The 13,405-nt window shown below is 36.4% G+C and carries 12 protein-coding genes; 1 reads left to right on the top strand and 11 read right to left on the bottom strand.

Translation table 11 applies throughout. The features are described 5' to 3' along the window. The 10 genes from DYE60_RS05535 to DYE60_RS05580 form a co-directional block, all read right to left on the bottom strand. A complete protein-coding gene (locus DYE60_RS05535) occupies positions 1-1,017 on the bottom strand; it encodes an NAD-dependent epimerase/dehydratase family protein (protein ID WP_115315639.1) in 1,017 nt (338 codons plus the stop codon). Between the two features lies 1 nt (position 1,018). After that, on the bottom strand, positions 1,019-1,720 hold the full coding sequence (locus DYE60_RS05540; protein WP_115315640.1) for a WbqC family protein: 702 nt from the start codon (positions 1,718-1,720) through the stop codon (positions 1,019-1,021). A 3-nt stretch (positions 1,721-1,723) separates the two neighbouring features. Beyond that, a complete protein-coding gene (locus tag DYE60_RS05545) occupies positions 1,724-2,845 on the bottom strand; it encodes a DegT/DnrJ/EryC1/StrS family aminotransferase (RefSeq protein WP_115315641.1) in 1,122 nt (373 codons plus the stop codon). A gap of 24 nt (positions 2,846-2,869) precedes the next feature. Next, positions 2,870-3,745: a glucose-1-phosphate thymidylyltransferase RfbA gene (gene rfbA / locus DYE60_RS05550; protein ID WP_115315642.1), complete on the bottom strand. Its 876-nt coding sequence runs from the start codon at positions 3,743-3,745 to the stop codon at positions 2,870-2,872. A 1-nt stretch (position 3,746) separates the two neighbouring features. Beyond that, positions 3,747-4,814, bottom strand: a complete 1,068-nt coding sequence (rfbB, locus tag DYE60_RS05555) for a dTDP-glucose 4,6-dehydratase (protein ID WP_115315643.1) — start codon at positions 4,812-4,814, stop codon at positions 3,747-3,749. A gap of 168 nt (positions 4,815-4,982) precedes the next feature. Next, the gene (locus DYE60_RS05560) at positions 4,983-6,098 is read right to left on the bottom strand and encodes an ABC transporter permease (protein WP_172460368.1); all 1,116 of its coding nucleotides are present in this window, start codon (positions 6,096-6,098) and stop codon (positions 4,983-4,985) included. Continuing rightward, positions 6,098-7,306 (bottom strand): ABC transporter permease, encoded by a 1,209-nt coding sequence (locus DYE60_RS05565; RefSeq protein ID WP_115315645.1) that lies wholly within the window; start codon positions 7,304-7,306, stop codon positions 6,098-6,100. The genes DYE60_RS05560 and DYE60_RS05565 overlap by 1 nt, the downstream gene beginning before the upstream one ends. A gap of 18 nt (positions 7,307-7,324) precedes the next feature. Continuing rightward, positions 7,325-8,341 (bottom strand): HlyD family secretion protein, encoded by a 1,017-nt coding sequence (locus tag DYE60_RS05570; protein ID WP_218563617.1) that lies wholly within the window; start codon positions 8,339-8,341, stop codon positions 7,325-7,327. A 19-nt stretch (positions 8,342-8,360) separates the two neighbouring features. Further along, entirely contained in the window at positions 8,361-9,896 is a 1,536-nt protein-coding gene (locus DYE60_RS05575) for a TolC family protein (RefSeq protein ID WP_115315646.1), read from the bottom strand. Between the two features lie 101 nt (positions 9,897-9,997). Next, the gene (locus tag DYE60_RS05580) at positions 9,998-10,459 is read right to left on the bottom strand and encodes an Lrp/AsnC family transcriptional regulator (RefSeq protein WP_115315647.1); all 462 of its coding nucleotides are present in this window, start codon (positions 10,457-10,459) and stop codon (positions 9,998-10,000) included. A gap of 177 nt (positions 10,460-10,636) precedes the next feature. Between DYE60_RS05580 and DYE60_RS05585 the strand changes: the two genes are divergently transcribed. Then, positions 10,637-11,776, top strand: a complete 1,140-nt coding sequence (locus DYE60_RS05585) for a trans-sulfuration enzyme family protein (RefSeq protein ID WP_115315648.1) — start codon at positions 10,637-10,639, stop codon at positions 11,774-11,776. Positions 11,777-11,899: 123 nt separating this feature from the next. Here DYE60_RS05585 and DYE60_RS05590 read toward each other — a convergent pair whose 3' ends face one another. Continuing rightward, positions 11,900-13,393 carry a hemagglutinin repeat-containing protein gene (locus tag DYE60_RS05590; RefSeq protein ID WP_115315649.1) on the bottom strand — a complete coding sequence of 498 codons (1,494 nt, stop codon included), beginning with the start codon at positions 13,391-13,393 and terminating at the stop codon, positions 11,900-11,902. Between the last annotated feature and the right edge of the window lie 12 nt (positions 13,394-13,405).

The following is a 13,405-nucleotide window of genomic DNA, read 5'->3' on the forward strand; positions in this document are numbered from 1 at the left end:
TTACCTCTCATATTGATAGTAATTCTCTTCCCATCCCCATAGTTTAGAAAAAGGTTGCGTCTCCATATCTTTCTTAAAATCTAGCAAATAGTCTTTCCAAGTAAACTGAGGTTGATAACCCAACTCATCCACTGTTTTTCTAATATCTAAGACAAATTGCATAGCAGATTTTTTCTCCGGGCAATAAATAATATCAGACTTTTTACCTTTAGGATTGAACACTTCTATAATACCTTTTACTCTTTCTTCTAAAGTACTCCCACCACTTCCAATATTATATACGCCACCATCAACATCTGCTGAAAGTGCTTTTTGTACAATCTGTAAAAAATCTTTTATAGAACAAGTTTCTAATAATCTATGAGGATCACCCCATAATTCAATATTCTCCCCTTTCATTGCTCTATAAATTAAATATCGATCTGAAATCAGTGTCTTTACACCATCCGTAAATGTATAAGGATTTGGGTGGTATAGGTAAACTCGTGATAGTCGAAGAATAAATCTCTTAATACCATACATTTCATAATAATGTTCTATCAAATCAACAGCTGTATTCTTCGCAATTACATAAATAGCATGATCACCAGATAATGGGGCTTTTCTTAATGAATCAGCAGGAATTGGAACTTTACTACCAAATAAGTAACTAACGTCAAATAATGACTGAGGAAATACTATTCTATCAGCTTGCACTTTTCTCGTATATTCTAAAACATTCATAGTTCCCTGAATAATAGAATCAATATACAAACTAGGCTCATATCCCTTCATTGATGCTGGTAAAGCCCCAGCAAAATGTACTACTGCATACACATCTCTTTGTGGCAAACGGTGAAAATTATCCTCTTTACTAATATCTACAGAAATATATCCTATATTATGATCTTTAAAAAAATCATTATCAGATTGTCGATGCCCAACAGCTATAACCTCATACCCACATTTTTTTAGATGTAATGCTATAGGTGCTCCTAGAGTTCCTGTCGCCCCAAAAATAATTACTTTCTTGCTCATATTAAACTACCTTATACATTTTTAAAAAATCTTGGATTTTTTCTACTGAATTAAACATCATTATATCAATGATTGATAAAAAAGGTTCAAACTCATTATCAAATTGTTTATATTCAATAGTATTCGTTTTTAGGAAAAATAAATCTATATTATATTTTCTGAATTCATCTTTATGATAAAGTTCAACACCCCCAATAGGATTGATATATTCAGAACAATTTTCTTTACCACAAATATCAACTATTCTTTCAAATCGCCCAATTCCCTTATTATTATAATGTTCAGAAGTTGAAATAATTTCCGTTTCGATACCTAAATAATCGCAAATACATTTAATACTATGATGCAAAAATAAAGATAAATTTAATTCTGGACTATAAATAATGCTTTCTATTATAGGGAAAACACTTTTAAAATAAGGAGCCTTACTATAATTTTGTGAGATTTGCTTCAATAATTTATCTTTCCAAATATTCTGCTGATTTAACGATATATCTTTTATAAGTTTATTAGGCGAGGCTTTATCTAATACTAAATTGATATATTGCCTGCCTTTATTTTTTTCATAAATAGAGTTTCTATTTATATATCCGCCTTTGATATAATTTACATCATCATAAATCACAAATTTATCCACGGCACTGATTAGCTGAAAATATCCAATATAAGGGAAAAAATAAGGTTGCATAATAGCAATTTTCATATCTTATTCTCCCTCAATAACATTGCAAATTTTCAAAATTTCTTCACCGCTTAACTCGTGATGCATAGGCAAACAAATCACCTGTTGTGATAATTTATAAGCATTAGGTAAATTATTTTTATCTGCTGAAGGTAAATTTAACTGCTGATAAAATTGATATTCACTAATTAAAGGATAAAAATAACGACGGGCAAAAATATTATTTTCTTTTAATTTATTATATAACGCATCTCGGCTAAGATGATATTTACTTTCATCAACTAAGATAGGGAAATAAGAATAATTTAATTTATCCGCTTTTATATCTAATAAATCAATACCGTCAATATTTTTTAAGTTTTCTATATAAATTTCAGTTAATTCTTTTCTTTTTTCAATCGCTTTATCTATATGTTTTAATTGTAATAAACCATAAGCGGCTCGAACTTCATCAAGTTTCCCATTTATGCCCAATTCATCAACACTTATCTCATCAACAAAACCAAAGTTTTTTAGTTGATCTATACGCTGTTTCATCTCTTTGGTATGACAAATCAATGCTCCGCCTTCAATAGTATTATAAGTTTTCGTTGCATGAAAACTTAATGTTGAAATATCGCCATATTGCAAAACAGACTGACCATTTTCTTCAACACCAAAAGCATGTGCTGCATCATAAATCACTTTTAAATTATGCTTATCCGCAATTTCTTGAATGACATCAACATCACAAGGATTCCCATAAACGTGAACGGGCATAATCGCTGTGGTATTAGATGTTATCGCTTGCTCTATTTTCTCTGGATCAATATTTCCAGTCTTTGGATCAACATCAACAAAGATAGGCGTGATATTTGACCAACAAAGTGAATGTGCAGTTGCAACAAAACTATAAGGTGTTGTGATAACTTCCCCTTTTATATCTAAAGCTTTCAGTGCAACCATCAACGGAAGCGTTCCATTTGTAAACAAACTGAGATAGGGTACGTTTAAATATTTAGCCAACTCATCTTCTAATTGCTGGTGATAATAACCATTATTTGTTAACCATTTTCTATCCCAAATATCTTTTAAATAAAGATTAAACTCCTCTAGGGAAGGAAGTAATGGCGATGTCACCAATATCTTTTTATTCAAATCCATCATATTAAAACCTTTTATTTCAACTTATTAAATACATTCACTTTTTAGTAAGCTAAGTAAATAATCGCCATAATCATTTTTCTGCATTTTTGTTCCAGCCTGAATAAGTAACTCATTACTTATCCAACCATTTCGCCACGCAATTTCTTCAAGGCAGGCTATTTTATAACCTTGTCGTTTTTCAATAGTATGTACAAATTGCCCCGCTTCTAATAAGCTTTCATAAGTGCCAGTATCTAACCAAGCAAACCCTCGCCCTAGCAACTCAACAGATAAACTCTTATCTTCAAGATACATCTGATTGATCGAGGTTATTTCTAATTCTCCTCGCTCAGACGGTTTTATTTTTTTAGCAAAATCAATCACTCGGTTATCATAAAAATAAAGCCCTGTAACTGCAAAATGGGATTTGGGGTTTGTAGGTTTTTCTTCTATTGATTTCACATTGTTATTTTTATCAAATTCAACCACACCAAAACGCTCAGGATCTTTGACTTGATAACCAAATACGGTTGCCCCAGCCTCTTTTTGCACTATTTGCTTTAATTTGCCACTAAAATTAGGACCATAAAAAATATTATCACCTAAAATTAAACAAACACTATCTTTTCCAATAAATTCTTCACCAAGAATAAACGCTTGAGCTAAACCATCAGGACTCGGTTGTATTGCATAAGATAATTGAATGCCAAACTGCTCCCCATCTCCGAGTAATCGCTTAAAGGATTCATTATCTTCTGGCGTTGTAATAATCAGAATTTCTCTAATTCCTGCTAACATCAATACTGACAACGGATAATAAACCATCGGTTTATCATAAATAGGCAAAAGTTGTTTCGAGACACCTTTAGTTATAGGATAAAGTCTTGTTCCTGAACCACCCGCTAAAATAATGCCTTTCATTCTATTTCTCTCCTGAACCTAATCTTTCAAGGCTATAAGAACCATCAAGAACACGCTTCCACCAAGTCTTATTATCCAAATACCATTTAACTGTTTTACGAATACCCGTCTCAAAAGTTTCTTGTGGTTTCCAGCCTAATTCTCGCTGGATTTTAGTTGCATCAATGGCATAACGCACATCGTGTCCAGGTCTGTCTTTGACAAAAGTAATTAAATCAGCATATTTTTCCACGCCTTGTGGTTTTTGTGGCACCAATTCTTCTAAAATAGCACAGATTGTTTTTACCACATCAATATTTGCTTTTTCATTATGACCGCCAATATTATACGTTTCGCCAACTTTTCCCTCTGTAATAACTTTATACAACGCCCTAGCGTGATCTTCCACGAATAACCAATCTCTGATCTGCTGCCCATTCCCATAAACAGGTAACGATTTGCCATCAAGAGCGTTTAAAATCATTAAAGGGATCAATTTTTCAGGAAAATGATAAGGACCATAATTATTTGAGCAATTTGTGACGATAACAGGTAAACCATAAGTACGATACCAAGCTCGCACTAAGTGATCACTTGATGCTTTTGATGCTGAATAAGGGCTACTTGGTGCATAGGAGGTTGTTTCTGTGAATAAATCGTCTGTCCCCTCTAAATCACCATACACTTCATCGGTTGAAATATGATGAAAACGGAAATTTTGCTTTTTCGTTTCATCTAATTTTTGCCAATACTGACGCGTTACCTCTAAAAGCGTATAAGTACCAACAATATTAGTTTGAATAAAAGCAGAAGGACCATCAATTGAGCGATCTACGTGGCTTTCAGCCGCTAAATGCATAACTAAATCTGGTTGATATTTTGCAAAAACTTGCTCTAATTTGACCGCTTCACAAATATCCACTTGTTCAAAACTATATCTTTCATTATCAGAGATAGTATCAAGAGATTCTAAATTTCCTGCATAAGTTAATTTATCTACATTGACGACACTATTATCCGTATTCTCAATAATATAACGAACTACTGCTGAACCAATAAATCCAGCCCCACCGGTGACTAATATTTTCATAAGAGAATCTTTGCTATCCTTTTTATATTTTTAAGCTTTAACAAATGAAAGCAATATTGAATCTATTCACAAAATGAATAGAGCCTTTAACCTGCTCTATTTTAACAGATTATTTATGAAAATTTATAACCTTTTTAAGCGGTCATATTTTTTCAAAAATTTGCAAATTTACACTTTCTTTCTGCCAAACCAAAATAACATCGCGAGCCCTGTCCACATTAGTATGCCTAAGGCAAGGAAATAGTGTAAATTTTCAAAAACCGTACCGCCTAATTGGTTTAAGCTTACACCTGCTGGAATAACGGCTGTGCTTGGGAAGATCCAACGTAGATATTGTAAAGGAAGTGGGAGTAAATCGGCGGGCCACGAGTAGCCACTCATAAAATACATTGGTAAGGCTGAAAAAACCAAAATTTGCATAGTTCGTTCACGATCTTTGATGAGTAGCCCCAATAAACAACCTAAGGTCGCGACACAAGGCGAGAATAAGACAATCAAAACTAAATTGCCAAGTGGATTTGCCCCTGCGGTATAACCCCAAAAACTGAACATACTCCCCGTATAACCTAAGCAGATAATGTAATGAATGAAGCTGATTGCGGTTAAACGTCCGAGCCATTGAGTGGCGGTTGCATAGGCATTGTGTTTCTCATACCACGTGCTGACTAACATTGCACAGGCAATCAAAAGGGTTTGTTGTAAAATTAACCACGCCACAGCAGGAACGACATAACTTCCATAACCTTCGGTTTGGTTATAAAGAGGTTGGATTTTTAAGGGAACAGGCTCTCTAATAGCGGTCACTTTTTCTTTACTTTTTACAAGAGGCAATAATTTTTTGATTTCTATCCCTGCTGAGAGAGTCAGCACCGCACTTGCCATTGCTTGCTGTGCGTATTTACTCGCAAGAATATAGCCGCCGTTTCCGACCATATTCACTGTTGTCGATTTTCCTAAAGTAACATTACGCTGTAAATTTTCAGGAATTACCATCATTGCCATTATTTGATCGTCAAGAAGCATTTTTTTAGCTTTTCGTTCATTGCTAACGACTTCCACTTTAACGGCAGGAGCAGCAGTAACCATTTGAATCATTTTACGAGATAAGCTGTCGTGGGCATTATCCACTATCGCAACAGGTACATTACGCACAATCTCAGTGCTATAAGGCAAAGGGTAATATAATCCATAAATCACAGGGGCGATGATCAGCAGTAGCAAAACGCCAGCGTCAGTAAAAATACTTCTAAAGGTATCCTTTATGGCTGAAATAAAATCATTCATTATCTCATACCCCATTTATGTTTGCGTTGTAATGCGATTGCGGTAAATAGTGTCGATAATAACATCATTATGATGATGGCAATAATAAAGCCGTAGCTGGTGGATAAACCAAAATACCAATCTTGTCGCATTTCTATTTGAGCAATTTGCGATTGTAAATAATGAGTAAGAGGTAACATTTGTGCGATCACTTGTGCTGAATCTGGCATTGCAACAAGGGGATACGTCACCCCTGAAAATGCAAAAGCAGGTCCCGTAATAATACCTGTATTAGATAAACCCACACGATTAGACATTGCCATTGCAGTTAACATAATACCAAGCCAAAGGGATAAGATCATCAATAGGCAGCCGTTAAAAATTGTTATACATAAATTTGCTAATGGTAGTGGATTATGCCAAGTTACCAATAAAATTGAGAGCGTGATCCAGCCACAAAAAACAAATAAATGCCAAACCATTTTTCCCATCAAGGCAAATAACAAAGCTAGAAAACGAGGCACTTGTTCTCTGTCATATTGAGAGACCCCTGCAAACCACCAACCCAGTGTACTATGACGTAGCTCTCGCCCAATAAGTCCAACGCCAACAACTGCGGCTAAAATGTGTAGTAGGGCGGGAATTGTGGTGCTTGCGAGAAACTGTTGATAATTTAAAGATTGATTAAATGCCATTTTAATTTGTGGTTTAATCGGTGAGATGCCATCAAGTGCTTGCTCCTTAGACATTCCCATTTTAGTACGCAAGCGTAATTCTACTCCCGCAGAAAAAGTACGAACCGCACCACCAACCCCTGATTGAATTACACCTGAATGCGTTCCATACTGAGCATTAACTACAAGAGTAACGGGACTTGCTTTAAGTTGATGAATTCGATGTGAAAAATCCTTTGGAATAATCAAGGTTGCATAAACCTCGGTGTCTTGTATAGCGTGCTTCATTTCTTGGGCATCACGGAAATGCTTAACCACCGCCACATTTGGGGAGGCATCAACCATTGAAATCAATTTTCTTGATAAGCTCGTATTTGCTTTATCGATCACACCAATGGGCAAATTATGCACTTGTGATGCAGAAAAGGTATACCAAATTAAACCTATCGTTAACGCAGGCAACACTAAAAGCAATATGCGTTCTACACGTTCTCGCTGAATAAGTCGCCATTCCCAAACAGCACTGCGTAAAAAGATTCGCCACAAAGCTAACATTCGTTATTCGCCTCTTTCTCAATCATTTTGTGGTAATTCAACTAATACGCTCATACCTGGTCGCATTCCTTCAATCACGTTTTCTGGGTGTGATTTAACTAAGAAAGTACGCATATCAAAACCTTCATCGGTACGCGTTGGTCTCCACGTCGCAAAATCAGGTAATACCGAACTTGCATAAACTTTGAATGTCACTTTTAAATTATCTAATGCAGGAATAACCCCTTCAAAAGTTTGGTCGATCGCAAAATATTTTAAATAATCTTCACGCACATTTAATTCTAAGCGTTGATCTTGTAAATTCACCACCGTCACCACAGGTACACCTTTGGAAACAATCTCGCCGACACTTGGGATCACTTCAGCGATTTCACCACTCACAGGGCTTTTTAATTGCACTGCATCTTCAGCAACCATTGCTTCATCAAACACCGCTTGTCCTTGACGAGCTTTGGCTTTTGCCGCCACAATATCTTCTTTTCTCGCCCCTTCCTGAGCCATTTCATACTGTGCTTTTGCAATGTCATATAATTTTTCAGCGCTGATATATTTAGCTTTCACTTCATCGGCTTTTTGCTGACTTAATAAGCCCTCTTTGGCTAAAGTACGAATACGATGCCACGTTTTCTTCGCTACATCAAAACCCGCTTTGGCTCGTTGCATCTGTTCAAATGCCATTTGTTTTTCTTGTTCTCTCGCCCCCGTTTCTGCTTTTTTCGCAATCGCACTTGCTGCATCTTTTACGGCTTCAGCTTGAGCAACTTTGGCGGTAATTTCAGGGCTATCAAAATGTAAAATCGGTGTACCTTTGGTAATCTTATCGCCTTCTTGCACATAAATTTCATCAATACGTCCTGAAATCTTACTCGCAATATTCACTTCTTTGGCTTCCATTTGCCCCTGTAATATCACAGGTTCAGGCTCAGACACCTTCAAATAGCCACAAATAATCACAAGGATTACAATAGCGACAATCACTAATCCTAAAATAGGTTTAAGCTTTTTCTTGGTATTTTCATTCATTTTCTCAGACATCTTGTTCTCTCTTATTTTTCTAATTCATTAAATCTGTAGGAATATAATTCGCAAAGCTTTGAAGATTTCCAGTAGAAGCCAATAATTCAGCGAGAGCCATCACATATTCATACGCTACACTCGCTTGCTCCGTTTGTACCTTAACCAATTTTGCTTGGGCATCATTAAGCTCAATAACCGTATTGATACCCTCTTTAAATCCAGCTTCGTGTAGTTTTAACACTTGTTGAGCTAAGGTTTCTTCTTTTTCAAGGGCTTGATAACGCAATCTCAAATCATCAACCACTAACCAGTTTTTTTCGACTAACAAATTGATGTCTTGCTTCACTTGACGCTCTATCGCATCAATTTGCGTTAATGTCATTTGAGCAGCTTGTTGCATTTTGGATCTATCTACCGAACGATGCAATGTCCAATTTGCATTGACACCCACAACCCAATTATGGTCTTTACCCAGCTGATAACCGCCAAAAGCCGCCACATTTGGTTTCCACGCGGCATCACTTAATTTTTCCATCGCTTTGGCTTGTTTTCTTTTCGCTTTAATTTGAGTAAAGATAGGATAATACGCTTGGGCTTTCGCTTGGAACGCATTAAGCGGTAATAATTTTTCATTTTTTACAAATAATTTTGTCGCAACTTTGACATCCTTTGTTTGTAATAATGAATTTAAGGCTCGTTGGGCAAGACGCAAATTATCCTTTGCTTTATCTAACTGAAACTCTGCGTCAGATAATGCCGCTGTTGCTTGTAAACGTTGAATCTTAGAAATCACACCCAATTCAAACATACGTTTCGCTAAATGATTATGCCCTTTGACAGATCTTAATGCGATTTCTCGCACGTTAACCGCTCGTTCCGCTAACTGCACTTGAAAATAACGCGTAATCAAGGTTTTGAGTAATTCTTCTTCTGTGGTCGCAATTTTTGTCGCATCTGCATCTGCTCGCCCTTGAGCAAATTCTTGAATGGCATCAATGCGTCCACCCGTATAAAGGGGTAATAATGCGGTTACATTTGCTCGTGAAAAATTATCTCGTTTTTGCAAGTGAATATCAGATGGAATCTGGGAAGGAAGTTGAGCAATACTGCCAAGCCCTTTTTGTAATAATGGTGCAAGCTGTGGAAATTGCTGTGCAACACCACCAACTTGACTTGCTAATGCAGTACCATAACCTTGTAAACGTTCACGTAAATGTGCAGTACTGATATCCGTTTCCACATTATAACGCCCAGCCATACTGCCCAGCATAACAACAGGTTGATGTAAATCAAGGGCATCAGCTTGTAGTTGACTTGCTTTCCAGCCTGCCTGAGCAGCAGAAAGCTTATCAGAATGATGTAAAACATAATCCATTGCCTGCTGAAAAGAAACAGGTTTTGCACGATCAAATGACGTGTTTTTTTCTACTTGCGTATTAAAGTTAGTCGGAATATTCTCAGACTCATTGGGAACATTCGGAACTGATGAAGTAGCTAAATGCTGAGACTGGCAGCCAACCAACATAAACATCGTGAATAATAATTCAATTCTCATTTTATAATCTCTAAACATTGACACCTCACAGTCTATTTTTCGATTTATTATAGCAAAATAAGAATAAAATGTAACAATTTGAATATTTTTTGTTTGTTACCGCTAAATCTAGAAAATTCCTAAATAGGTAGCTCGTGAGTGTATTTCAATTCTTCCATTGCAAAAGTTGAAGTAACATCGGTTAGCCCCTCCACTTCTCTCACCAATTTTTTGTAGAAAATATCAAAGGCGTGCATATCTTTTACTCGTACTTGCATTAAATAATCATATTCCCCTGCCATACGATAAAACGCCATCACTTCAGGATAATCAATTATTGTTTTAGAAAATTGATGATACCATTGAGCAGAATGATTACTCGTTTTGATCTGAACAAATCCAATGAACCCAAGATCGACTTTATCGGCATCAATCGACACAATCCGATTACGGATAATCCCCAACTCTTCAAGGCGATGAATACGTCGCCAGCAAGGTGTCGTGGTTAAATTTACTTTTTCTGCTAATTCCGTAATAGAAATTGACGCATCTTTTTGCAATTCTCTCAAAATTTGTTTATCTATTTTATTTAATTCATACATATTTTGCCCCTTAAATTATAAACCCAGCTAATTATAGAAATTTTTTCTTATTATAGCCCTATTATTAGAAATTTATTTCTATTTTTAGTTAAATTAAGTAAAAGTAGAGAATTTTTTTTTTGCATTTTAAAGATATAATTTGACCGCTTCATAACCAATAACCCCAAAGAGGACTCTATGAAATTTGGAACAAAAACATTACACGGCTACAATATGCTTGCACCCGATACAGGGGCTTCATCTATTTCAATCTGCCAAGCCTCAACCTTTCATCAAAAAGATATCAATAATCTACAAAAATATATTTATTCACGATTCGGCAACCCAACACGCGAGGCATTAGAAGAAGCAATTGCAAGCCTTGAAGAAGGAAAATACGGTGTTGCTTTTGCCTCAGGAGTGGCTGCCATTTCTGCTGTTTTATTGATGTTTTCAAAGGGCGACCACATTGTAATGTGTAAAGATGTGTACGGTGGCACATTCCAATTAGTCAGCGAAACACTGCCTCGTTTTGGTATTGAAGTTACGTTCGTTGATGAAACCAATTTAGAGGAATGGGAAAGTGCCATTCAACCAAACACCAAAGCGTTTTATATAGAAACACCATCAAATCCGACCTTAAAAATCACAGATATTCAAGGCGTGGTAGAAATTGCAAAAAGACACAATATTCTGACCGCTATCGATAACACATTTATGACCCCACAATATCAAAAACCTCTAACATTAGGCGTAGATATTGTGATTCAAAGTGCAACAAAATTCTTAAACGGGCACAGTGATGTTATTTTAGGTGCAGTTATTGTAAACGATGAAACACTCTTTGAAAGACTCCATAAACAGCAAGTAATGCTAGGTGGATTACCAGGTATCGAAGAATGCTGGCTAGTTATGCGTGGTTTAAAAACAATGGCTATCCGAATGGAAAAAAGCACCAACTCCGCATTAAAAATTGCTCAATTATTAGAAAAACACCCTAAAATCAATAAAGTTTATTATCCAGGTTTAGAAAGTCATCAAGGCTATGAAATCCATAAAAAACAAGCAACTAGCGGAGGAGCAGTACTTTCATTTGATTTAGGTAATGCCGAAAATGTCAAAAAATTTGCTGACGCTTTAAAATATCCTATCATCGCAGTGAGTCTTGGTGGTGTAGAGTCTATTCTCTCTTACCCCATAAAAATGTCTCATGCTAGCGTACCAGAAGAAGAACGATTAAAACAAGGAATCACAGAGGGATTGGTTAGATTATCGGTGGGTATTGAAGACACAGACGATCTCATCAATGATATCCAAAATGCACTAAACAACATCTAAAACAATAAATTAAAAATAAAGCATCAGTATTACCAATAAATACTGGTGCTTAATCACCCAATGTTTAGTGCTTTTGTTCAGTCTATTTTTAAGAATTTATACTGTGATAAATCTTGCTGTTGCTTAAGCTTCAACAGCCCCCAGTACGTCGTGAGCCATTAAGTTAGCCGTTGGGTTATCTTGGGTTTGTTCTTTGATAAGTTTGTTTGCATAAGGCGATAAAGCATCAACAATTGCTCCATTGGTGTTTTTTGTTGCCAATCCTTGCAATACTCCCGTCACAGCTCGGATTGCCATTTGAACATCGCCACCTTTGCCATATTGATTGATGGTTTGATTTGCTTGATTTAACACTTGCTGAGCTTGAGCATTATTTGGGTCAACTTTTAATACTTCTTCCGCTTGAGCTTTTTGTTTTTCTGCCTCATCAAGTTTTGGTTTCAATGCCATTGTGATACTGTTTTGAGCAATTTCACCTATCACATCTGCCATCTCTTGCTGCTCTTTGATTTCACCCAAATCATAAGCGGTCACTTTTTTATTAGAATTTGCAACATCTCGTGATAGCGCCGTTGGTGTACCTTTTTCAACCGTTAAGTTGATGTTGTCACCCACTGCACTTTTTGTTGTAGTGTGATTACTTTCATTCTTATTACCTAACGCACTGGCAAGCGAACTAACGGCTGATATTCCTGTCTGAGCCATATTTGTTGAAATTCCACCACTGATGTTTTCCACTTTCACTTCACTGTGGTTTTCTATATTTTCAGTTGTGAGTGTTTTGGTTTTAAAATGGTTTTTATCTCTTGTTGCTTCACTCTTAATTAAACCACCTTTTAAATGTGTGTTATTGGCAACAGTAATGTCCATTCCACCTTTTCCAACACTAATTCCACTTTGCTCTTCAACCTGTGCTTGGTTTACCTTCGCTTTATTTTTGCTGAAATTAACCGAACCACCGCCTCCAGAGCCGTAAGTGAACGAGGCACTTGCACCCGCTTGGGTTTGTTTACTGTGATATTTGGTTTCATCTTGTCGGCTTTCGATGATTAAATCACCTTTGATGTCTGCCGTCAGTTTTTCTGCATTGACATTCGCCCCTTTCAACTCGGTATTTTCTCGTGATTTCATCACCACACTTTTACCGTTAATTTGGGTATTATTTTGAGTAATGGTTGTGCTGTTTTCTTTGCCCTTACCTTTTTGTCCACTCGCCTCTAGCCCAAAACCATAGCTATCGCCATTAAAGCCAACAAACACGCCTGCACTCCAGCCACTGTTACTATTCGTTGAGTGATTTTCTGTGCTATCTTGTGTCGATTCAAGATGAATCGCTTTCGCTGAATCTAATTCCAGTTTATCCGTTGCATTCAGTTTTGAACCCACAACATCAATATCACCCTCCGTGGTTTTGAGCTTGATATTACCCGCACTAAATTCACTGCCTTGATGAGTAACCGTTCTAGTATGACTCTCATTTTGTGATTTGCTTGAACCCACACTGACCGAGATTTTCACACTTGGGTTTTCTGCGGCTTTTGCATTTTCAGTTAATGCCTTACTACCTGCCATATTAGAAACAGTATCAGCCACACCTTCTACTTCTTTCGCTGCCATTGCCAATTCTTA

It is taken from the genome of Phocoenobacter uteri, assembly GCF_900454895.1.
GTDB classification, from domain to species: Bacteria; Pseudomonadota; Gammaproteobacteria; order Enterobacterales; family Pasteurellaceae; genus Phocoenobacter; species Phocoenobacter uteri.